General features: G+C 66.0%; 25 protein-coding genes, 1 tRNA gene and 1 riboswitch. Of the genes, 16 read left to right on the top strand and 10 right to left on the bottom strand.

Features of this window, described 5'->3' with window-relative positions; genetic code table 11:
• Positions 1-28: 28 nt before the first annotated feature.
• Positions 29-862 (top strand): AraC family transcriptional regulator, encoded by an 834-nt coding sequence (locus AB4Y98_RS02395; RefSeq protein ID WP_312786231.1) that lies wholly within the window; start codon positions 29-31, stop codon positions 860-862.
• Positions 863-865: 3 nt separating this feature from the next.
• On the opposite strand, the gene crcB is transcribed toward AB4Y98_RS02395, so the two are convergent.
• Together crcB and AB4Y98_RS02385 are read right to left on the bottom strand one after the other, a co-directional pair.
• Positions 866-1,258 (bottom strand): fluoride efflux transporter CrcB, encoded by a 393-nt coding sequence (gene crcB / locus AB4Y98_RS02390; RefSeq protein WP_363731080.1) that lies wholly within the window; start codon positions 1,256-1,258, stop codon positions 866-868.
• Between the two features lie 81 nt (positions 1,259-1,339).
• A riboswitch (Fluoride riboswitch) is annotated at positions 1,340-1,403 on the bottom strand.
• Positions 1,404-1,425: 22 nt separating this feature from the next.
• Complete coding sequence (locus tag AB4Y98_RS02385; protein ID WP_363731081.1) at positions 1,426-1,866, bottom strand: helix-turn-helix domain-containing protein; 441 nt, start codon at positions 1,864-1,866, stop codon at positions 1,426-1,428.
• Positions 1,867-1,944: 78 nt separating this feature from the next.
• Here AB4Y98_RS02385 and AB4Y98_RS02380 point away from each other — a divergent pair, with 78 nt between their 5' ends.
• Positions 1,945-2,154 (top strand): helix-turn-helix domain-containing protein, encoded by a 210-nt coding sequence (locus tag AB4Y98_RS02380; protein ID WP_442243700.1) that lies wholly within the window; start codon positions 1,945-1,947, stop codon positions 2,152-2,154.
• Between the two features lie 351 nt (positions 2,155-2,505).
• Positions 2,506-2,742, top strand: coding sequence for a hypothetical protein (locus AB4Y98_RS02375; protein ID WP_025875165.1), 237 nt, complete (start codon positions 2,506-2,508; stop codon positions 2,740-2,742).
• 1 nt (position 2,743) lies between these two features.
• On the opposite strand, the gene AB4Y98_RS02370 is transcribed toward AB4Y98_RS02375, so the two are convergent.
• Entirely contained in the window at positions 2,744-3,793 is a 1,050-nt protein-coding gene (locus AB4Y98_RS02370) for a 4Fe-4S dicluster domain-containing protein (protein WP_230110711.1), read from the bottom strand.
• Positions 3,790-4,074 carry a hypothetical protein gene (locus AB4Y98_RS02365; RefSeq protein WP_230110709.1) on the bottom strand — a complete coding sequence of 95 codons (285 nt, stop codon included), beginning with the start codon at positions 4,072-4,074 and terminating at the stop codon, positions 3,790-3,792. Before AB4Y98_RS02365 ends, AB4Y98_RS02370 begins: the two co-directional genes overlap by 4 nt.
• Before the next feature lie 180 nt (positions 4,075-4,254).
• On the opposite strand from AB4Y98_RS02365, the gene AB4Y98_RS02360 reads away from it, so the two are divergent.
• Positions 4,255-4,695: a group III truncated hemoglobin gene (locus AB4Y98_RS02360; RefSeq protein WP_032976493.1), complete on the top strand. Its 441-nt coding sequence runs from the start codon at positions 4,255-4,257 to the stop codon at positions 4,693-4,695.
• 44 nt (positions 4,696-4,739) lie between these two features.
• Positions 4,740-6,149, top strand: coding sequence for an oxygen-independent coproporphyrinogen III oxidase (hemN, locus tag AB4Y98_RS02355; RefSeq protein WP_442243699.1), 1,410 nt, complete (start codon positions 4,740-4,742; stop codon positions 6,147-6,149).
• A 9-nt stretch (positions 6,150-6,158) separates the two neighbouring features.
• Here hemN and AB4Y98_RS02350 read toward each other — a convergent pair whose 3' ends face one another.
• The gene (locus AB4Y98_RS02350) at positions 6,159-6,638 is read right to left on the bottom strand and encodes a hypothetical protein (RefSeq protein WP_059063732.1); all 480 of its coding nucleotides are present in this window, start codon (positions 6,636-6,638) and stop codon (positions 6,159-6,161) included.
• Positions 6,639-6,809: 171 nt separating this feature from the next.
• Positions 6,810-6,896 (bottom strand) — tRNA-Leu (locus AB4Y98_RS02345).
• 115 nt (positions 6,897-7,011) lie between these two features.
• On the opposite strand from AB4Y98_RS02345, the gene AB4Y98_RS02340 reads away from it, so the two are divergent.
• The 5 genes from AB4Y98_RS02340 to AB4Y98_RS02320 all read left to right on the top strand — a co-directional run bounded on the left by AB4Y98_RS02340 (position 7,012) and on the right by AB4Y98_RS02320 (position 12,135).
• Positions 7,012-8,034, top strand: coding sequence for a TraB/GumN family protein (locus AB4Y98_RS02340; RefSeq protein ID WP_442243698.1), 1,023 nt, complete (start codon positions 7,012-7,014; stop codon positions 8,032-8,034).
• A gap of 58 nt (positions 8,035-8,092) precedes the next feature.
• Positions 8,093-8,545: a BLUF domain-containing protein gene (locus tag AB4Y98_RS02335; protein WP_312786223.1), complete on the top strand. Its 453-nt coding sequence runs from the start codon at positions 8,093-8,095 to the stop codon at positions 8,543-8,545.
• A 111-nt stretch (positions 8,546-8,656) separates the two neighbouring features.
• Complete coding sequence (locus AB4Y98_RS02330) at positions 8,657-9,943, top strand: nucleotide sugar dehydrogenase (protein WP_442243697.1); 1,287 nt, start codon at positions 8,657-8,659, stop codon at positions 9,941-9,943.
• A gap of 45 nt (positions 9,944-9,988) precedes the next feature.
• A complete protein-coding gene (locus AB4Y98_RS02325) occupies positions 9,989-11,611 on the top strand; it encodes an FMN-binding glutamate synthase family protein (RefSeq protein ID WP_442243696.1) in 1,623 nt (540 codons plus the stop codon).
• Between the two features lie 62 nt (positions 11,612-11,673).
• A complete protein-coding gene (locus tag AB4Y98_RS02320) occupies positions 11,674-12,135 on the top strand; it encodes a GNAT family N-acetyltransferase (protein WP_301867427.1) in 462 nt (153 codons plus the stop codon).
• 25 nt (positions 12,136-12,160) lie between these two features.
• Here the strand turns inward: AB4Y98_RS02320 and AB4Y98_RS02315 are convergent, their stop codons facing one another.
• Positions 12,161-13,408, bottom strand: a complete 1,248-nt coding sequence (locus AB4Y98_RS02315; protein ID WP_313446598.1) for a TIGR03862 family flavoprotein — start codon at positions 13,406-13,408, stop codon at positions 12,161-12,163.
• A complete protein-coding gene (locus tag AB4Y98_RS02310) occupies positions 13,395-13,829 on the bottom strand; it encodes an FKBP-type peptidyl-prolyl cis-trans isomerase (RefSeq protein ID WP_025878883.1) in 435 nt (144 codons plus the stop codon). Before AB4Y98_RS02310 ends, AB4Y98_RS02315 begins: the two co-directional genes overlap by 14 nt.
• 69 nt (positions 13,830-13,898) lie before the next feature.
• On the opposite strand from AB4Y98_RS02310, the gene AB4Y98_RS02305 reads away from it, so the two are divergent.
• From AB4Y98_RS02305 to AB4Y98_RS02290, 4 genes are all read left to right on the top strand, one after another.
• Positions 13,899-14,264: a DUF6164 family protein gene (locus AB4Y98_RS02305; protein ID WP_223494763.1), complete on the top strand. Its 366-nt coding sequence runs from the start codon at positions 13,899-13,901 to the stop codon at positions 14,262-14,264.
• A gap of 265 nt (positions 14,265-14,529) precedes the next feature.
• A complete protein-coding gene (locus tag AB4Y98_RS02300; protein WP_442243695.1) occupies positions 14,530-15,297 on the top strand; it encodes a sulfurtransferase in 768 nt (255 codons plus the stop codon).
• A 200-nt stretch (positions 15,298-15,497) separates the two neighbouring features.
• Complete coding sequence (locus tag AB4Y98_RS02295; protein ID WP_442243694.1) at positions 15,498-16,493, top strand: LLM class flavin-dependent oxidoreductase; 996 nt, start codon at positions 15,498-15,500, stop codon at positions 16,491-16,493.
• 67 nt (positions 16,494-16,560) lie between these two features.
• Positions 16,561-17,058, top strand: a complete 498-nt coding sequence (locus AB4Y98_RS02290) for a pyridoxamine 5'-phosphate oxidase family protein (protein WP_025878887.1) — start codon at positions 16,561-16,563, stop codon at positions 17,056-17,058.
• A 110-nt stretch (positions 17,059-17,168) separates the two neighbouring features.
• Here AB4Y98_RS02290 and AB4Y98_RS02285 read toward each other — a convergent pair whose 3' ends face one another.
• The gene (locus tag AB4Y98_RS02285) at positions 17,169-17,822 is read right to left on the bottom strand and encodes an exopolysaccharide biosynthesis protein (protein WP_025878888.1); all 654 of its coding nucleotides are present in this window, start codon (positions 17,820-17,822) and stop codon (positions 17,169-17,171) included.
• Positions 17,806-19,110 carry a hemolysin family protein gene (locus AB4Y98_RS02280; RefSeq protein WP_223880018.1) on the bottom strand — a complete coding sequence of 435 codons (1,305 nt, stop codon included), beginning with the start codon at positions 19,108-19,110 and terminating at the stop codon, positions 17,806-17,808. The genes AB4Y98_RS02285 and AB4Y98_RS02280 overlap by 17 nt, the downstream gene beginning before the upstream one ends.
• A gap of 292 nt (positions 19,111-19,402) precedes the next feature.
• On the opposite strand from AB4Y98_RS02280, the gene AB4Y98_RS02275 reads away from it, so the two are divergent.
• Together AB4Y98_RS02275 and AB4Y98_RS02270 are read left to right on the top strand one after the other, a co-directional pair.
• Positions 19,403-20,029 carry a DUF47 domain-containing protein gene (locus AB4Y98_RS02275; RefSeq protein WP_025878890.1) on the top strand — a complete coding sequence of 209 codons (627 nt, stop codon included), beginning with the start codon at positions 19,403-19,405 and terminating at the stop codon, positions 20,027-20,029.
• Between the two features lie 13 nt (positions 20,030-20,042).
• Positions 20,043-21,164: an inorganic phosphate transporter gene (locus tag AB4Y98_RS02270; protein WP_312107468.1), complete on the top strand. Its 1,122-nt coding sequence runs from the start codon at positions 20,043-20,045 to the stop codon at positions 21,162-21,164.
• Positions 21,165-21,457 lie beyond the last annotated feature (293 nt).

Below are 21,457 nucleotides of genomic sequence, written 5' to 3'. Positions count from 1 at the left end.
TCCCTTCCATTTGATCTGGGGTCCCGCCATGGTCGATCGCCTCGCCATCCTGCTCGAACGCTTCGCGGTCACCGCCTCGGTGTTCCATGCCGGCGCGCTGTGCGGCATCAACAGCCTGGAGGCCGAAGGCGACGCCGGCCAGCTGCACCTGGTGCGGCGCGGTCCGTTGCAGGTCAGTCATGGCACGCAGACGGTGCAGGTCGAGGTTCCCAGCCTGCTGCTGTACCCGCGCCCGCTGCCGCATCGCTTCCACACCGATCCACAGCACGGCGCCGACATGGCCTGCGCCAATCTCCATTTCGAAGGTGGCAGGCTCAACCCGATCAGTGCGGCGCTGCCCGACTTCATCTGCCTGCCCTTGGCCGATCTGTACGGCGGCCATGCCGCCCTGGAGCTGCTGTTCGAGGAGGCATTCGAGCAACGCTGCGGTCGGGCGGTGATGGTCAACCGCCTGTTCGAGGTGGTGATGATCCAGGTGCTGCGGCAGCTGATGGAAGGGGGCGAGATGCGCGGTGGCCTGTTCGCCGGGCTCGGTCATCCACGTCTGCGGTTGGCGCTGGTGGCGATGCATGAGGCACCGGCCCAGGCCTGGACGCTGGAAGATCTGGCCGACGTCGCAGGCATGTCACGCAGCGTGTTCGCCGCCAGCTTCCGTGAGGCCATGGGGACCACGCCCGGTCACTATCTGCAGGGGTGGCGGGTCGGCCTGGCGCAGCAGGCGCTGCGTCAGGGGCGACCGTTGAAACGGATTGCCGACGAGGTCGGCTATGGCAGCGAGGCGGCGTTGTCGCGGGCGTTCAAGGCACACACCGGGCAATCGCCACGGCAGTGGCGCGGACAGGCGCGCGTTGCCGCGAGCTGAGTGTCACCCCAGCGCGAGCCGGGTCAGCTTCATGCCGGCGAACAGCCCGGCCAGGCCAAGGGCGACCGAGCCGCCCGCGTAGAGTGCGGCCAGGCCATGCTGGCCCCGCTGCAGCAGCAGGCCGATTTCCAGCGAGAATGTGGAGAACGTGGTGTAGCCGCCAAGAATGCCGGTGGCCAGCAGCAGGCGCAGTTGCGGTGACGCGCCGTTGCGCAGGGCAAATGCCTCCACCACCACGCCCATCAGCAAGGCGCCGCTGATGTTGATCAGGAAGGTCGACCAGGGCCAGGAACTGCCGACGGCGACGCGGGCGCCGATCAGATTGCAGGCGTGACGCAGGCAGGCGCCGACACCGCCGCCCAGGAATACCAGCACATAGTTGTTCATCGTCTGCATTGCTTGCCTCGAGTGCGTGTTCGCAGGTTCGACGGCGTGCGCAATGGCGGGCAAGACCTGCCATCGACGAACGCCGGGTTCGTCGCAGCAGGAGCCATCAGCCATCTCAGGCGGTTATCGGGGGAGCCCCATCCCCATCGATCACCATGCTACCAGCCCGCGATGGGTCAGGGCAGGGCGGTCATCACCACGCGTGCGACCTTGCCGCGGCTGACCCCTTCCATCAGCAGGTCATGGGCCATCAGCCCCAGCGTGGCCTCGCGCCGGTAACCGACCTCCAGCCCACGCTCGGCAAGGATGTGGGCGACCAGCTCATAGGCCGCTTGCCACACGTCCAGATGGGCTTCGCTGGGCATGTGCATGTAGGCCGTGCCGCGCTCGCCGACACCCCGTCCCAACGGGCCGAACAGCAGTTCCCGTGGGTCCAGCTTCACCGCGTCGGCCATGCGGAACAGCTGTTCGGCTTTCACGTGATTGGCTTTGACGTGGTCGTTGAGCCAGTTGCTGACCGTCGCCGTCGTCGTGTCGGCGGCACGCGCCAGGTCGGCCGGGCGTGCATGCCCGGCGTCCTTCATGGCGACCGCGAGTCGTTGTCCAAGAGTATTCATCTATGCAAGCCAGCTTAACGCGTGGAATCGAAAGAGGCCTTGGCGCAAGAATAAGTTTGATGATGAAAGGGATCGAAAATGGACGAATTCTGGAGCAAGCGGCAGGTCCGCACGCGGCTCGGTTTTTCCACCGACGCAGAGCTCGCCAAGTTGTTTGGAATCAGCAGATCCGCTGTCTCGCAATGGCCCAGAGGCTTTCCCATCCCGCCGCTGAGGCGCTACATCCTGCAGCAGCGATACCCCGCGCTGTTCCCGGTGGATCAGAACTCGCAGGATGAAGCCGGATGAGATGCGTCGAGGGTTGTCGCGGAAAGACCGTTAAGAGTAATTCGCTAAGCATGCTTAGCAATATGGCCAGAATTGATCCACTTGCCGGCGGCGATGGCCTGATCTGTGATCGGCGCCCGGGTTCGCAGGTGGGCGATGTCGACATCGGCACGGAGATTCCCGATCCCCGTCGTTACGTCCTTTCATGAACGATTAATAATTTCAATCGCGAAAGTCGCGCCCTGTAATTGACGTGTCGTGAAATCTATGACTAATTGGCATCAACCGGTTGTGAAGGCCGGGAGTCTTTCAGTAGCTCGCAAGTGAATTGGTCGACCGTCAACGATGCAGAACAAGTCAAACGGAGGTCGTATGGAATACGGCATGCATGGCTTGGCTGAACGGGTACGCCGCGAACTGGAAGCCAGTTATCACAAACACGGATGCGGTCCGGCGTTCTGGGATACCTACCAGCAGGTGCTTGATCGTCTGGTTCCGCAGGGGACCGGGCGGACCGATGTCACCAACGAAATGGCGCTGATCATCGAACAACTGGGCATCGTCCGTCGCGCCCAGCTGGTACCGCCACGCCCGGGCGACCCGGGCTGACTCAGAGCAGGCGCCAAGCGCCAAAGGCCAGCAGGGCCAGCAGCATCGATGCCAAGGCGGTGGTGCGGGGGCGCCACCAGCGGCGCGGCTGGCCCGACATCACCTGCGGGCTGCAATAGTGCACCAGGCTGGGCCCGAAGCCTGCCTGCTGCTGTTGCTGGGTGCACGCTTCCAGACAGGCACCGCAGGCCAGGCAGTCGGCTTGTGGGCCATGGCGGATGTCCAGCTGCATCGGGCAGGCGCGTACGCAGGCCATGCAATCGATGCAATCGCCCAGCCGATCCGCGCTGAAGGTCGGCATCGGTCCGGCCAGCAGTGGATGTGCGGCACGGAAAACGTAGTCCTGCGCTGTGGTCGGGTCGAGCAGGCCACGACCGCGCCCGAGCACACCGCCCAATGCCGGCGGGCGGGCGCCGCGCGGTTCGCCACGGCGTGGGTCATACAACATGCGCGGGGTGTGCGGGTCGGTCAGCAACGGCTGCATGCGCGCGAACGGACAGAGCGATCGGCACACCTGCTCGCGCAGGAACCCGGCATTGCCCCAGGTGGCGCCCGCATAGAACAGCACCCAGAAAGTCTCCCATCCGCTCCAGCGGCCATCGAACGCGCCGGCGACGAGTTCGCGGATCGGACTAAACAGTCCTACGAAGGTGATCCCGGTCCACAGCGACAGCAGCAGCCAGACCACGTGGGTGACCGGCCGCGCTGCCTGCGCGGGCAGGACGCGGGCCAGTGCCTGCGCGATCCCATCGAAGGCCCGTGTCCACAGTGTCTGCGGGCAGGCATGCCCGCACCACACGCGGCCAGCCAGATGGGTGAGCAGGGCCAGGCCCACTGCCATCACTGCCAGCAGGCCCAGCAGCACGCCGATGTCATCCGGCCACAAGGTCCACGCGAACAGATCGAAGCGGCGCGCGGTGAGGTTCAGCAGCAGCGCCTGCCGGCCATTCCATTGCAGCCACGGCAGCGCATGGAACAGGACCAGCAGCGCAACGCCCAGGGTGCGGCGCCAACGCCATGGGTGGGGCGGCGGGGAAGCGATGATGCTCATCCCAGCGGCAGCTCCTCATCCTCATCGTTCGGCATCGGCCGCAGCAGATACCCGGTCACCGCGCTGGACAGTGCGGTGACGGCCCAGAACATGAAGAAACCTGCGGTGTAGCCCAGCTCACGGCTGATGGCCGTAGCCGGGAAGCTGATCGCCTGCAGCCGCAGTGGATCGACGAAGGCGAAGAACACCACGCAGGCCAGGCCGGCGGCGATGAAGCTGGGCCACAGGACTGCGCCCCAGTGCTGGATCAGCCGCTGGCGGCTGGAAGATGGTGTGTTCATGCGGGTTCGGGTTGAAGAAGGGGGCGGCGCGTATACTTCGCCGTGGTTGGCGCAGCATCCGCAGGGCATGCTTCCTGCAAGCGTGCCAGCCTAGGTGCGCCGCAGTGCGCTGACATTGATCTGGATCAACAGCGGTGGTGGCGGCATGCGGCACACTGCCGATCCGCACTTGGTGCCCTGATGAACGCAACGCCCACGACTGCCCTTCCCATTGCTTCGCCAGAGTTGTGCAGCGAGGAGGAAGTGACCCGGTTGGTCCACGATTTCTATGCGCGCGTGCGTGAAGAGGAGCGTCTGGGGCCGGTATTCGAAGGGCATGTGCGCGACTGGCCGGAACACCTGGCCCAGCTCGTCGATTTCTGGTCGGCGATGCTGCGCGGGACCCGCAGGTTCAAGGGCTCGCCGATGTCCAAGCACATGGCGATCGATCTGGAAAAGGATCTGTTCGACCGCTGGCTGGTGCTGTTCCACATCACCACGGCCGAATGCAACAACCCGCCCATGCAGGCGCTGGCCGACGATGTGGCCGCCCGCATCGCCGACACCTTCTGGCGCCGCTACCAGATGCTGCGCTGGCCGCAGGTCATGCTGCCGGTGCTGGGCGTGCCCACCAAGGATTGATCTGGGTCAAGGCGCACCGCCCGGCGTGGCGCGATGCTGGCGCCATGGACACGTTCTCTCCCGCTGCCGGTGGCCTGGCCTGGACCTTCGATCCCGATCTGCTGCGACGGCATGACCGTCCCGGCCCGCGCTACACCTCCTATCCCACCGCGCCGCACTTCCATGACGGCTTCGATGCACCCGCGCTGCGCCAGGCGATAGCCGACAGCAACCCGTTGGCGCGCGCGTTGTCGTTGTACGTCCACGTGCCATTCTGCTCCAGCCCCTGCTTCTACTGTGGCTGCAACCGGGTGATCACCCGCGACCGCGGGCGTGGTCACAGCTATGTGTCGCGCGTGCTGGCCGAGGCCGACCTGCTGGCGCCGCAGTTCGCTGATGATCGTGAAGTGATCCAGCTGCACCTCGGTGGCGGCACACCGAATTTCCTCGATGCCGATGCGATGACCGCACTGGTCGAGGGCCTGCGTCGGCGCTTCGATTTCAGCGATTCCTCGCAGCGTGATTTTTCCATCGAACTGGACCCGCGTTTCATCGACACCAGCGACGTGGCGATGCTGGCCCGGCTCGGCTTCAACCGCGCCAGCCTGGGTGTGCAGGATTTCGACCCGCAGGTGCAGGAATCGATCAACCGCGTGCAGGGCGTGCGGCAGACGCTGGATATCCTGCGTGCGTGCCGCGACAGCGGCATGCGTTCGGTCAACGTCGATCTGATCTACGGCCTGCCCGGGCAGAGCCTTGAGGGATTCGGCCGTACCCTGGAACTGGTGCTGGCGCTGCGTCCGGATCGACTGGCGGTGTACGGCTATGCGCATCTGCCTCACCTGTTCCGCGCGCAGCGACAGATCGACGAAAGCCGCATGCCCTCGCCGGAAGACAAGCTGGCGCTGCTGGGCCTGGCGGTGGAGCGCCTGTCCGCAGCCGGCTACCAGTACATCGGCATGGATCACTTTGCCTTGCCGGAAGAAGATCTGTCGCGTGCCCAGCGCGCCGGCCAGCTGCATCGCAACTTCATGGGCTACACCACCCACGCCGACACCGATCTGCTCGGCCTTGGCGTAAGTGCGATCAGTCACATCGGTACCACCTACAGCCAGAATCCGCGTGACCTGCCGTCGTGGGAGAGCGCGGTGGACCAGGGACAGCTGCCGGTCTGGCGCGGCGTCGCACTCAGTGCCGACGACCAGCTGCGCGCCGAGCTGATCCAGCAGTTGATGTGTCAGGGTGAGGTGGATGGAATGTCACTGGCCCAGCGCCACGGCATTGATTTCGAGACCTACTTCGCCGAAGACCTGCAGGCTGTGCAGCGACTGCAGCAGGATGGCCTGGCCGAATACCGCGATGGCGTGGTGCGCACCAGCGAGCCCGGGCGGCCGCTGCTGCGCCTGCTGGCGATGTGCTTCGATCCCTATCTGCGCGCTGCGCAGGAGCAGCCGCGTTATTCGCGGGCGATCTGAGCGCAGGTCTCAGCGCTTTCCGACGCCGCGTTCGGGGTGGCGAGCGGCCATGCCACCACTGGAGGTGGTGCTCCAGTTGCCGCTCAGATCGCGCACGCTGGTGGAGTAGGAGCCGTCGCTGTACTCGGTGCGCCACCGGCCGCTCAGGTCACGCTTGCTGACCGAGTAGCTGCCGTCACTGTACTGGGTGCGGATGTTGCCGCTCAGGTCAGTGCTGCTGTTGGAGTAGCTGCCATCGCTGTGGGTGGTGCGCTTGCGGCCACTCAGATCCGTGGTGGTGGTCGAACGGCTGCCGTTGCTGTGCTCGGCGGTCACCCGGCCGGACAAGTCGCGCTTGATGCGGCTGGACGATCCGTCACTGTTGCGGATATCCAGGCTTCCGTCGAGGTTGCGATGACTGTCCGAACGACTCTGCGCCGATGCCGGTGCGGTGGCCTGGGCGAGCATCGCGACCAGCGCCAGCGATGACGCGATCCCTATCCACTTCATGGCTGATCTCCTTGTGCGCGGTTCGGCGGCCGGGGCGTTCGATTCTGCCATGCCGGCTTGGAGCCGTCTTGATCGCAGCGACGTCAGCCGAATGGCCGCATCGCTTTCAACGGGCTGCTGTTGAACCAGCGGTGCGTTGGCCCATTGCGGGGGCGTCGATGCTTGATTGGGTGGTGCCCGGAGCCGGAATCGAACCGGCATGACCTTGCGGTCGGCGGATTTTAAGTCCGATGCGTCTACCAGTTTCGCCATCCGGGCCTGCAGCGCGCGCCGATTGTAACGGAATCGCCGCCGCTGCCGCCGGCTAACGCGGCTTTTACGCAGTCGGGCGCGGGGCTGGGTACAGTCCGCCAACATTTCCGGGAATGGCGATATGCGTGCACGCGGCGAGCGATGGATCGGATGCAGTGCCGTGCTGGGGCTGATGCTGGCGATCGGCCCGGCTGCCGCGCAGCAGGTGCCTGCGCCCACCGGGGCGGTGGTGGACATGGAGACGGTGCAGGTGACCGGCGTACAGCCCGGCCCCGGCCTCTGGAAGGTCACCGCTCCACAGGGGAATGTGTTGTGGATCCTGGGCACGGTCTCGCCGTTGCCGAGCGGTGTGCAATGGCGCTCTGACGAAGTCGAACGGACCATTGCCGGCGTCGACCATGTGCTGGGCGATCCGGGTTTCGCCCTCGATGCGAAGATCGGTGTGTTCAAGGGCCTTACCCTGCTGCCACTGGCGTTGAAGACGGCGCGCGATCCGCAGGGGCGCACGCTTGACCAGATCCTGCCGCCGGCAACGCACGCGCGCTGGCTCGGCCTGAAACAGACCTACCTGGGCAATGACCGTGGCGTGGAAAAGGACCGTCCGCTGGTGGCCTCCGGCCGCTTGTACCAGGCCTTCCTCAAGCGCAACGGCCTGCGCGATGGCAAGCAGGTCAAGGAAGCACTCGGGCGCGCGTACAAGGCGCACGATCTGAAGCCGGAAGACGTGCAGGTCAAGCTGAAGGTCGACGACATCCGTGGCACGTTGAAGGAGCTGCAGGCCACCGAAGTCGATGACCGCGCGTGCTTCGAACGCACGCTCGACACGGTGGAATTCCAGGCACCGGTGTTGCGCGAGCGCGCCAACGCCTGGGCACTCGGCGATGTCGCCGCACTGCGCCGGCTGTCGGGCTCGTCGATGGCCCGGACCTGCCGCGAACTGCTGCAGGATTCGGCCTTCGTGCGTAGGCGTGGCTGGAGCGATATGCCGCAGCAGGTGCGCACGCGCTGGCTGCAGGGCGTGGATGCGGCGCTGACCCGTCACCCAGGCACCTTCGCGACGGTGCCGGTCAGCCTGCTGCTGGGCGAGGGCTATCTGGATGCGCTGGTGCAACGCGGCTACCAGGTCGAGTCGCCGCCGGAATAACCAACGCTTGAAGTCCTCGTGCTTCCTGTCATATTCCTCTGCACTCAGGAGGGGAGTGATGGACATGCCGTTGCATGCGTACGCCTATGTCAGCACGGCCAGGGAGGGACTGGACGTGCCCGAGCTCGATGCATTGCTGGCCGATGCGACCGCGTTCAACCGCATGGCCGGGGTGACCGGGGCGCTGATGTTCGATGGCAGCCGTTTCCTGCAGTACATCGAAGGCCCACGGGATGGGCTGGCTTCGGTGCACGCGCGGATCGGCAACGCGCGTCGCCACGGCAGCATCATCCAACTTGCCGCAGGCCCAATCCCGAGCCGCTGGTTCCCGCGCTGGACGATGGCCAACCGGCACGTGGATGCGGCGACGCTGGGCAGCATCGTGGCGGCCCCGTGGCATGGTTTCAGCCTGGCGCAGGAGCCCCCGGAGCATGGCTTCTGCCTGTTGTTGCGGGCCTGGACGGGGCGGCACGGCGAACTCGAGCCGGCGGCCGTCAGCCTCGGATCCTGATCGGGGCGTGGTCTGGCGCCGCTGCCGCGGTTAACCTTGTCGGCATGTTTGCCTGCACCCGGACCCTCGCATGACCCAGTGGACACCGTTGCCGCCTGCTGGACGCCGCGCATGAGCGCGCCGATCGGCGCAGCACAGATGCCGTCCCCGGCCATCATCGGCCTGGGGTATGTCGGGCTGCCGTTGGCGGTGGCTTTCGGCCGGCAGCTGCCCACGCTGGGGTACGACATCGACGCTGCGCGCATCGCCGAACTGGCTGGCGGGCAGGACCACACGCTGGAGATGGAGCCGGACGAACTGGCCAGCGCCACGCTGCTGCGCTACAGCAGCGATCCCGCGCAGCTTGACACCTGCAACGTCTACATCGTCACCGTGCCCACGCCGATCGATGCCTACGAGCAACCGGATCTGGAGCCGCTGCGCTCGGCGACGCGATTGATCGCCAGCCATCTTCGCGCCGGTGACCTGGTGATCTACGAATCCACCGTCTACCCGGGTACCACCGAAGAAGTCTGTGTGCCGTTGCTGGAGCAGGGCTCGGGCCTGCGCTTCAACGACGATTTCTACTGCGGCTACAGTCCCGAGCGGGTCAGCCCTGGCGACCGCCAACGGCGCCTGGCCGACATCCGCAAGATCACCTCCGGCTCAACGCCAGAAGTGGCTGCGATAGTCGACGGCCTGTACCAGCGGATCATCACCGCCGGTACGTTCCCGGTGCCGTCGATGCGGGTCGCCGAAGCGGCCAAGGTGGTGGAGAACATCCAGCGCGACGTCAACATCGCGCTGGTCAACGAGTTGGCCTTGATTTTCGATCGCCTCGGCATCGACACCCAGGATGTGCTCGACGCCGCGGGCAGCAAATGGAATTTCCTGCCGTTCCGTCCGGGGCTGGTGGGTGGCCACTGTATCGGCGTGGACCCGTACTACCTGCTGCACAAGTCCGAAAGCATGGGCTACCACCCCGACCTCATCCACACCGCCCGGCAGGTCAACAACCGGGTGGGCGAGCATGTGGCCAAGCGCGTGCTGGCGATGCTGGCCGAACGTGGTCGCATGCCAGCGCATTCGCGCATCCTGGTGCTGGGCGTGACCTTCAAGGAGGACTGCCCGGACCTGCGCAACAGCCGCGCGCTGGAACTGGCCCAGCGGCTGGCCGGCAGCGGCGCGCAGGTGGACGTCAGCGATCCGTGGGTAGGGCCGGCTGCCATGGCGGACGAGGGCGTGAACTGGCTGGCCGAGCCGGTGGCCGGCAGCTACGACGCGGTGGTGCTGGCGGTGGCGCATGAGAGCTTCAAGGCGATGGACGATGCCCATATCCGCAGCCTGTTGGCGCCCGGTGGGCTGGTCTATGACGTGAAGTCCGCCTGGCCGCGCAGCGTGGTCGACGATCGCCTGTAGGTGCTTGCGCGGTAGACTCGGGGGCAGTTGCAACCGAGGAACGCCATGCACCGGTATATCGTCTACCTGCTCGCCATCCTGATGTTTCCGATCTGCCTGTGGCTGGCCACGATCTGGCCGGCCTGGTATTGGGGCGTCGGCCTTACAGCTGCGATGGTGGCGCTGGGGACCTGGGACCTGCTGCAGAAACGCAGCACCTTGCGCCGCAACTATCCGGTGATGGCGCACTTCCGTTATGGCCTGGAATCGATCGGCCCGGAGATCCGCCAGTACTTCGTGCAGAGTGATCTGGAGGATGTGCCGTTCTCGCGGCAGCAGCGCGCGCTGATCTACCAGCGCGCCAAGAACCAGATGGACACGGTGCCCTTCGGGACCCTGCGCAGCACGTATGCGGTGGACTACGAATGGATCAACCATTCGCTGGCGCCCACCACCATCGCCAAGCATGATTTCCGCGTGCTGATCGGTGCGAACTGTGCCAAGCCCTATTCGGCAAGCGTGTTCAACATCTCGGCGATGAGTTTCGGTTCGCTGTCGGCCAATGCGATCCGCGCATTGAATGAAGGCGCACGCTTGGGGGGGTTCTACCACGATACCGGCGAAGGCTCGATTTCGCCGTATCACCGTGAGATGGGCGGTGACCTGGTCTGGGAGATCGGCTCGGGCTACTTCGGGTGCCGTGATGAGAAGGGCGGCTTCAGCGAGGAACGCTTCGTTGCCAATGCCAACCACGATCAGGTGAAGATGATCGAGATCAAGCTGTCGCAGGGCGCCAAGCCCGGCCATGGCGGGGTGCTGCCGGCGCCGAAGGTGACCGCCGAGATCTCGGTGACGCGTGGCGTGCCGATGGGCGTGGACTGCGTGTCCCCATCGCGCCATTCGGCCTTCTCCACGCCGGTTGAACTGCTGCAGTTCGTCGCCCGCCTGCGCGAACTGTCCGGTGGCAAGCCGGTTGGTTTCAAGCTGGCCATCGGCCACCCATGGGAATGGTTCGGCATCGCCAAGGCAATGCACGAGACCGGTCTGCTGCCTGATTTCATCGTCGTCGATGGCGCCGAGGGCGGTACCGGCGCGGCGCCTGCCGAATTCGTCGATCACGTGGGGGTGCCGATGCACGAAGCGTTGCTGCTGGTGCACAACACCCTGGTCGGCCTGGACCTGCGCGAGCACATCCGTATCGGCGCTGCCGGCAAGATCACCAGCGCGTTCGATATCGCCCGCACCATTGCGATGGGCGCGGACTGGTGCAATGCCGGGCGCGGTTTCATGTTCGCGCTGGGCTGCATCCAGTCGCTCAGCTGCCATACCGACAAGTGCCCGACCGGCATCGCGACCCAGGATCCGGCACGCTGGAAGCATCTGGATGCACCGGACAAGGCCACGCGCGTGTACAGCTTCCACGAGCACACCCTGCACGCGCTGAAGGAGTTGCTGTGCGCGGCGGGCTTGAACGATCCGGCCGAGCTCGGCCCGGAACACATCCTGCGGCGGGTGTCGCCGGTCGAGATCCGTTCGCTGGCCTCGCTGTATCGCTACCTGGAACCGGGCGAGCTGCTGCACAAGGTGCCCGACCACGCGGTGTTCCATTCGTTCTGGGCGGACGCACGCAGCGATTCGTTCCAGCCGCCACCGAAGATCCAGGCGCTGCGTGCCAGCAAGTCGCGATGACCCGCGTTGCAGGACCGAGCCCATGCTCGACTGCACGAAAACCATCCATGCAAGGAGGCTGCATGCAGTTCAGGACGGGTACCGACGATGATGTGGGCACGCTGTGGGCCCTGCGAACGCGCTGCGTACGTGAGCTGTGCAGCAGCCATTATCCGCCGGAGGTGATTGCACCCTGGTCGGCATCGCCGCCGCCGGTGCAGTATTCGCGGCTGCTGGGGCAGGGCGGTTGCGTCGTGGCCGAAGATGACCGGGGCAATGTGCTGGGGTTCGGTGTGTTCGATACCGAGGGCAACGAGATCGACGCGCTGTTCGTCGATCCGGATCGGGGCGGGCAGGGTATCGGCCAGGCGCTGATGCAGCGGTTGCTGGCCCTGGCCGACCCGACGCGGGAGGTTGTGCTGTCGGCCTCGCTCAACGCCGTGCCGTTCTACCAGCGGCAGGGCTTCGTCGCCGAGCGCGAGGAACTGTATCCGCATCCCAGTGGCGTGGCATTGGCGTCGGTGAAGATGCGCCGGCCGAGGTGAAATTTCCGGCGCTATCGCGCGTTGATCAACGCGTGGCCAACCACGCGGTCACGCCCTCTGCCGCACGCAGTCCGCTGGCATAGCACGCCGTCAACAGGTAGCCGCCGGTCGGTGCTTCCCAGTCCAGCATCTCTCCGGCGCAGAACACGCCGGGCAAGGCACGCAGCATCAGGCCCTCGTCCAGCGCGTCCAGGCGCACGCCGCCGGCCGTGCTGATCACCTCGGCCATCGGCCGCGGGCGCAGCAGGCGCAGTGGCAGGCGCTTCAACGTGGCGATCACCGCGGCTAGATCGTTGCCAGCATCCTTGCCCAGTGTTTCGAACACCAGTGCGGTCTTCACTGCGTCCAGTCCAGCCTGGCGACGCAGGTGCTCGCCGAAGCTTCGCCCCTTGCGCGGCTGCGAAAGGTCGGCCAGCAGCCGTGCCTCGTCGCGGCCCGGAACCAAGTCCAGCCACAGCGTGGCGTGGCCGTCGCGGTTGAGGGTTTCGCGCAGATCGGCCGACAGGGCGTAGATCAGGCTGCCTTCGATACCGTACTCGCTGGCCACGCACTCCCCTTGCAGGGTGTGCGGCTCACCGTCGAGGCCATGCCAATGTGCGACGACCGGCTTCAGTGGTGCGCCCGCATGGCGTTGCGCGAAGAACGGCGTCCATGCAACGTCGAATCCGCAGTTGGCCGATTGCAGCGGCGCGATATCCACGGCGCGGGCCTGCAACGCCGGAACCCAGGCACCGTCACTGCCCAGCTGCGGCCAGCTTCCGCCGCCCAGTGCCAGTACGGTCGCATCGGCGCGCACCTCCAGTTCGCCGTTGTCCGTGGCAAAACGCAGTGCGCCGTCGTCGCTCCAGCCCAGCCAGCGATGGTTGACGTGCAGGCGCACGCCCTGTTCCTTCAGCCGGCGGACCCAGCCGCGCAGCAACGGTGCCGCCTTGCGGTCGACCGGGAACACCCGGCCGGAACTGCCGACGTAGGTCTCCACGCCGAAGCCAGCGGCCCAGTCGCGCAGCGCCTGCGCGTCGAAACCATCCAGCCAGCGGCCGACGCGGGTTGCCTGCTCGCGGTAGCGGCTGTCGAACAGTGGACGTGGGTCGGAATGGGTGAGGTTGAGCCCACCCTTGCCGGCGATCAGGAATTTGCGGCCCGGCGAGCCCTTGGCCTCGTACAGATCGACATCCAGGCCTGCCGCGCGCAGCCGCTCGGCGGCAAACAACCCGGCCGGGCCGCCGCCGATGACGGCGATGCGGCGCGGCGGGCGGACGTCACTGTTGGACATTGAGCAGCTCGACGTCGAACACCAGCGACGAACCTGCCGGAATCGGGCCGACCTGGCGGTCGCCATAGCCGAATTCCGGCGGAATCATCAGCGTGCGCTTGCCGCCGACCTTCATGCCGGCGACGCCTTCATCCCAGCCACGGATGACCTGGCCCGCACCCAGCGTGAAGGTGAACGGCTCGCCGCGCTCGACCGAACTGTCGAAGGTCTTGCCGTGCTTGTTGTCGGCGCGCTCGTCGTAGATCCAGCCGGTGTAATGCACGCTGACCTTCTGGCCCGGCACGGCCTCGGCACCACTGCCCGGCTGGGTGTCGATGCGCTCGAACGTGGCAATGGTGCCTCCCGGCGGCGGGCCGGACGGCTCCGACGAGCAACCAACGGCGGCGAGGGACAGCAGCAGGGGAAGCAGCAGGCGGCGCATCAGGCGTCTCCAGGGGCGATGAGTCGAGGGCGGCAAGGTTAGCGCATCGGCGCCGGGTATCATGGTGGCATGGCAAAACTCCTGCTCAATCTGCGCAATGTCGGCAACGACGAATATGCCGATGTCTGCACGCTGCTGGACCAGCACGGCATCGCCTGGTACCGCACCGAACCCAGTCCGTGGGGCATCTCCAATGGTGGCCTGTGGCTGCGCGAGGATGCCGACCAGCCGCGTGCCAAGGCGCTGATGGCCGAGTACCAGGCGGCCCGCGGGGTGCGGGTCCGCGCTGAGCGCGAGCAGGCCCTGCGCGACGGCACTGCCGAGACCTTTGGCAGCCTGTTCCGGCGCCGCCCTGTGTTCGTGGTGCTGGTGCTGCTGGGCATGGCGGTGGCGGCGGCACTGGTGCTGCTGCCGTTCATGCTGCTGCGTGGGTAGGGGTGTTCGGCCGGGTTGCACCCGGCACCTGCAGAGGCCTTCAAGCAACATCACAAGCGGCTTTCCGTGGGATGGCGGGGCAGTGTGGGTTTGCGGGGCCGCCGTGAACCCATCCTTGGGGGCTTGGTCGCCGCATCCATGCGGCTCACACCCCGCAAACCCACACTGCCCCGCCTTCGACAGTTTCCGGCGTCTGTAGATCCACGCCATGCGTGGATGAACGGTGGAGGCTGATACGGGGGCGGTCAGGCGCTAAAATGGCGGGATGATCGCCAATACCGCTGCCTATCATTTCGCCGTCATCGACGCCCCCCACGCCCTGTGCGACCAGCTGCAGGCGCGTGCCGAGGCGTCCGGCCTGCAGGGGACGATCCTGGTGGCGGGCGAGGGGCTGAACCTGTTCCTGGCGGGTGCGCCGTCCGCGATCGATGGCTTCTACGCGGAACTGCGTGCTGATGCGCGCTTCGCCGATATGCGGGTCAAGACCAGCTTCAGCGAGCACCAGCCGTTCGCGCGGCTGAAGGCCAAGGTCAAGGACGAGATCATCAGCTTCCGTCGTGACGATGGCCAGCCGCTGGACTACCCGCGCGCGCCAGCGATTGATCCCGCCACCGTGCAGCGCTGGCTGCGGCAGGGGCACGATGATGCTGGCAAGCCGGTGGTGATGCTTGATACGCGCAACCTGCAGGAGATCGAGTACGGCACCTTCAAGGATGCGCTGGTACTGCCCATCCACAAGTTCACCGATCTGCCTGAGGCGCTGGCGCCCCATCGTGAAGCGCTGAAGGACAGCACCGTGGTCAGTTTCTGCACCGGTGGCATCCGCTGCGAGAAGGCGGCGCTGTGGATGCTCAATGACGGCATGGACAACGTGCTGCAGCTCGATGGCGGCATCCTCGGTTACTTCGAGGAAGTGGGCGGCGAGGGCTATGAAGGCCGCTGCTTCGTGTTCGACGAACGCGTGGCGCTGGACGCCGAACTGAAGCCGCTGGTGGACGAACCGCTGGCCGAGCCGCGCCCCAGCGACTTCTGACCCGAAATGTCGGTGCCCGGTAGAGCCGGCCGCTGGCCGGTTGCCACGCCTCTCTGCCTGCCGGCCAGCGGCCGGCTCTACCGGATCAAGCCCGGCGGGCCCTGAGCCCGCCCAACGGGAATCAGCGTCCCGCCACCGGCACTGGCCGTGGGGGCAGGGCGACCCCATCAAACGGGGATCTTGTGACGGAAAACCGCCTGATGATCCCGTTGTCGATCCTCGACCTGGCCCCGGTCTGCGAGGGCAGCGATACCACTGCCGCCTTTGCCAACATGCTTGAGTTCGCCCAGCATGCCGATGCGCTGGGCTACCGCCGCTACTGGCTGGCCGAACACCACAACATGCCTGGCATCGCCAGTGCCGCCACGGCGGTGCTGATCGGCCATGTGGCCGGTGGTACGAAACGTATCCGTGTCGGCGCCGGCGGCATCATGCTGCCCAATCACGCGCCTCTGCAGGTGGCCGAGCAGTTCGGCACCTTGGCCTCGCTGTACCCGGATCGCATCGACCTCGGCCTGGGCCGCGCACCGGGTACCGACCAGCCGACCGCGCGCGCCCTGCGCCGCTATTTCGACAGTGCCGACCAGTTCCCGCAGGACGTACGCGAGCTGCTGCACTACTTCGAACCGGTGCAGCCGGGGCAGGCGGTGCAGGCCGTACCGGGTGGCGGCCTGCGGGTGCCGACCTGGATCCTCGGTTCCAGCCTGTTCGGCGCACGCATGGCCGCCTCGATGGGCCTGCCGTACGCCTTCGCCTCGCACTTCGCCCCCGATTCCATGGATGAAGCGCTCGCGGTGTATCGCCGCGAATTCCGCCCTTCGGCCACGCTCAAGCTGCCGCACGCGATGCTGGCGTTGAACGTGGTGGCCAGTGACAGCGAGGCCGAATCGCGGCGGTTGTTCACCAGCCAGCAGCAGAGCTTCGTCAACCTGCGTCGCGGCCGTCCGGGCAAGATTCCGGCGCCGATCGATGACATCGAAGCGTTCTGGGAACCCCACGAGAAGCTGGGCGTGGAGCGGGCGCTGGCGTGCACCGTGCTGGGTGATCCGCAGCAGGTCGCCGATGGCATTGCGGCGTTCGTCGAACGCCATCAGCCCGACGAACTGATGCTCACTGCCAACCTGTACGACCATCGCGCGCGCCTTCGCTCGTTCGAGCTGGCAATGCACGCCTGGCATGCCCGCCACGCGGGCTGAACAATTGCGTCACGGCAATTTGCGGTGCGGACGCGTCTGATGGGGGCTCCCACTTCCGGAGTCCCCCATGGACGAATCGCGTACCGAGCACATTGCCCAGCTGGCTGAACTGATCAAGGACGTGGAGGTGGCGATGTTCACCACCCGTGGTGTCGATGGGCGCCTCTACAGCCGTCCGCTTGGCACCCAGCAGGTCGCCTTCGATGGCGACCTGTGGTTCGCCACTGCTGCCGACAGCCCGAAGGTGGCCGAGATCGCGCTCGACCCGCGGGTCAACGTGGCCTATGCCTCGCCATCGAAGAATACGTATGTGTCGGTAGCCGGCGTGGCACGGATCATCGATGACCGCGCGAAGGTCGAAGAGCTGTGGTCGCCGGCGATGAAGCTGTTCTTCCCCGGCGGCCCGGATGACCCGAGCCTGCGCTTGATCCACGTGCGTGCAGAGACCGCCGAGTACTGGGACGGACCGGGCACGCTGCTCGGCTCGGCGTTGAGTTTCGTGTTGTCGGCGGTGCAGGATGAGCCGGCACGGTTGGGCGACAACGGATTCATCGATCTGCGTTGATCCCAGCCCGTGGTAACGCGGGTTGATCCGGGCCCGAGGTAGTGCCGGCCGCTGGCCGGTAATCAGGGAAACGTGGCAGCCGGCCGGCGGCCGGCTCTACCACGGTGCGCTCAGAACCAGCGCTGGAACAGGTCGACGGTGTAGCCCACCAGCTGCCCGGAACTGAAGCCGAAGAAAGCGATCGCCACCAGCGCAGCCACCCAGTTGAACAACATCAGCGCGCCGTCGCGTTCAAGCAGGGCCAGCGCAAACAGCAGCAACTGGAAGCCGAACAGATAGTTGGTGAACGGAATCGGCAACGACAGCAGCAGGCCCAGCAGAACCAGCAGCAGACCGCTGAAGGCGTGGGCGGGGGCAGGCGTCAGCAGCTGTGGCATGCGCGGCTTGAGCATGCGGTCGAGACGGCGCAGGGCACCATCGATGCGATCCAGGAACCGGTGCATGGTGCCGCGCTTCGGCCCGCGACGGGCAATGAAGCCGGGCAGCCAGGGCCGGCGCATGCAGAACAGCATCTGCAGGCCGATCAGGATCACCAACGGACCGCTAACCGCGCCGCCCAGCCCCGGGATGGGGATGAAGGCCGGCAGGATGGCGACGAACAGGAATACACCAAAGGCACTCTGCTGCAGATCCTGCAGGATCTGCCCCAGCTTCATGTGCTGGGCCGGGTCACCGAAGGCGAACATCGCCAGCAGGGTCCGGATGCCCTCGTTGCGGTACTCCGGCGATGCAGCGCCGGGGCCGGCGTCAGGCGGTGAGCTCATCGGCCTGCTCGTCGGACAGGGTGCGCAGCAGCAGCTTGTCCACGCGCGCACCGTCCAGATCGACCACCTCGAAGCGCCAGCCGGCCCAGTCGAAGTACTCGCCCGCGTGCGGGATGCGACCGAAGAAGTGGATGCACATGCCGGCCAGGGTGTAGTAATCGCCATCCTCGGCGTCGGGCAGGTCGTTGCTGCCGATCAGCTCGCGCAGGTCCTCGATGGGCAGCGAGCCGTCCACCAGCAGCGAGCCGTCCTCACGGGTTACCACCAGCGCGTCCTCGTCGGCATTCTCCGTCGCCTGCAGGCGGCCGACCACCGCGCCCATCAAATCGCTGATGGTCACCAGGCCCTGGATCTCGCCGTACTCGTCCACCACCAGCGCCATCGACTGCTGTTCTTCGCGGAAGATCTCCAGCAGCTTCATCGCGTGGGTGGATTCGGACACATAAAGCGGTTCGCGCAACGTCTGGAACAGCGCGTTGTCGCCGCGTGCCATCCGCGTGGCCAGTGATTTCAGTTCAAGCACGCCAACCACGTCCATGTCGTTGTCGCGGTACACCGGGTACCGCGAGAACTCGTGCTCGGCCATGATCTCCAGGTTCTTGTCCAGGCCACCCAGGGTGTCCAGCCAGGCGATCCGGTTGCGCGGGGTCATCAGGCTGTCGGCGGTGCGGTCGCCCAGGCGCATCACGCGGTTCATCATGTCGCGCTCGTGGCTGTCGATCACGCCGGCCTCGTGGCTCTCGGCCACCAGCATGCGGATCTCCTCTTCGGTCACCGACGCGACCTCGTCCTTGCCCAGGCCGAACAGGCGCAGCACCAGCTGGGTGGTCTTGGACAGCAGCCAGACGAAGGGGAAGGCCAGCTTGGCCAGCCAGCTCATCGGTAGCGCCACCAGCCCGGCGATGTCCTCTGAACGGGTCAGGGCCAGGCGCTTGGGCACCAGTTCGCCGAAGATCAGCGTGATGAAGGTGATGAAGGTGACCGCCAGCGCCTTGCCAACCGCACCGGCATAGGCGAAGCCCGGCATCAGCCCCTGGATCCAGCCGCCGATGGCCTCACCCAGTGCTTCGCCGCCGAGGAAGCCGGTCAGCACGCCGATTACGGTGATGCCGATCTGGACGGTGGACAGGAAGGCTTCCGGCTTCTCCGACAGTTCCAGGGCCTTGGCCGCGCGCTTGGAGGTGCCGGCCAGCTGCTTCAGCCGGCTCTTGCGCGAGGTCATGACCGACATCTCGGACATGGCAAAGAAGCCGTTCAGCAGAACAAGCGCGAAAACAATCAGGATCATTTCAAACACGGGCATCGTCCCCGGTTGGTGACAGGGAGGGCGGGTGCTTGCGATGGCGGCAGGCGCTCAGGAACGGGGTCCGGCGCGGCGCTGGGGGATAAGGGTCGTCGTCCATAAGGTGCGCCCGAAGGCGCGCTGGCATCTTAGCAAAGGGCCGTGGCTGGGTGGCAAATGCCTGTTCAGTTTTGGGCGTCCCGACCCCCGAAAAGGGCCAGGGATACCCGTGATGGTCATCTAGCCGTCATAATTCGCACTGGTGCCGTCCTTCCCGCGACGGCTGACAGGTTTCTCAATGTTCTCTCTGCAGACCATTTTCGGTTCCGGCAAACAGTTCTACACCCTGCTCGATGAGGCTGCCGTCGCGGCTTCCGATGCCGCCAAGGCACTGCATTCGATGCTGCGCGACGCCGATCGCCAGCCCGCCCTGGACGCCTTCAAGCTGGCCCGTCTGCGCGAACGCGCGGCCTCGGACAAGATCAGCCAGGCGCTGGTGGACAGCTTCATGACCCCGATCGAGCGCGAAGACATCGAAGCGCTGGGCTCGGCCCTGTACAAGATTCCCAAGCAGATCGAGAAGTTCGCCGATCGCTATTCGCTGGCCACGACCCACCTGGAACACATCGACTTCGCGCCGCGCGCGGCGATGCTGGAGCAGGCCGCTGGCGTGGTGGTGGAGATGGTCGCCGACCTGCGCCACATGAACCTGGACCGGATGACCGCGCTCAACGAGCGTCTGCGTTCGCTGGAAAACGAAGCCGACCGCCTGATGCTCGAGCTGTACCGCGACATCTATTCCGGTCGCCTGGACAACCTGCAGATGTTCCTGCTGAAGGAATTCTTCGAGATCCTGGAAAAGGCCATCGACCGCTGCCGCGAAGCCGGCGTGGTGGCCTACCAGATCGTGTTGAAGAACAGCTGACGGACGCCACAGCATGCTGACCCTCGTTCTGGTGGTGATCCTGGCCGCGCTCGTTTTCGAGTTCATCAACGGCTTCCACGACACCGCCAACTCCATCGCCACCGTGGTGGCGACCAAGGTGCTCTCGCCCGGTTGGGCGGTGATGCTCGCCGCGTTCATGAACCTGCTGGGTGCGCTGACCGGCACCGCCGTGGCCCTGACCATTGCGTCGGGCCTGCTCAACACCAACGTGGTCGATGTGACCCCGCAGGTGATCCTGTGCGCGCTGCTGGGCGGCATCATCTGGAACCTGATCACGTGGTGGAAGGGCCTGCCGTCCTCGTCCTCGCACGCACTGATCGGCGGCCTGTGTGGTGCCGGCCTCGCCGCCGCCCACAACAACTGGGACGCGCTGATCTGGTCGGAACGCTTCGGTAGCTGGGCGCAGAACAAGGGCCTGCTGTGGAAGGTGTTCGTGCCGATGATCACCTCGCCGATTGCCGGCTTCCTGCTCGGTATCGTGGTGATGGTGCTGCTGTGGGCACTGATCGCCGGCCTGGCCAAGATCGGCGGCGCAATCGGCCGACTGGCACGCCCGCGCATCGTCAATGCCTTCTTCGGCAAGGCACAGATCGCCTCGGCGGCCTACATGGGCTTTGCCCACGGCCACAACGATGCGCAGAAGACCATGGGCATCATCGCGATGACCCTGATCGGTGCCGAAGCGACCGGCGCGTTGAACGACCTGCCGTCGTGGCTGGCCTTCATGCATCCGGACGCGCACGCCGGTGATGGCATTGCCATGTGGATCGTGCTGACCTGCGCCGTGGTGATGGCCGCCGGTACCGCCTCGGGCGGCTGGAAGATCATCAAGACCCTGGGCCACAAGATGGTCAAGCTGCATCCGATCCACGGTTTCGCTGCGGAAACCAGCTCGGCCACCGTGCTGACCGTGGCTGCCCACTTCGGCATGCCGGTGTCGACCACCCACAGCATCTCGACCGCGATCATGGGCGTCGGCTTTGCCAAGAACCCGCGTTCGCTGCGTCTGGGCGTGATCGAGCGCATCGTCTGGGCATGGATCCTGACCATCCCGGCGGCGGGCGGCTGCGCCTACCTGATCCTGAAGCTGTTCGAGCTGCTCGGCTGGGCCTGAGTTCCACGCCAATGCTGGAAACAAAAAGCCCGCCGGATTCCGGCGGGCTTTTTTCATGGGCAGATCATTTTCCCGTATCCACGCAYGGCGTGGATCTACCGTGTCGACSAAGRTYGACACCCACCAACAGCAGCCGGAACCCGCCGAAGGCGGGGTGGGTCCGGTTGCGGGGGTGTCCGCGGCATGGATGCCGCGGCCAAGCCCCCAAGGGTGAGGGCGCTTTGCTTGCGAAGCACTGCTTCGCAAGCGCCCGAACGCACAGCCGCCAGCGGCTGGGCCGGTCTGGGGGTTTA

The organism is Stenotrophomonas sp. 2YAF26 (genome assembly GCF_052114625.1).
Taxonomy (GTDB): Bacteria; Pseudomonadota; Gammaproteobacteria; order Xanthomonadales; family Xanthomonadaceae; genus Stenotrophomonas; species Stenotrophomonas indicatrix.
The sequence above is the reverse complement of the archived record's forward strand: the minus strand, read 5'-3'. Positions and strand labels throughout refer to the sequence as shown.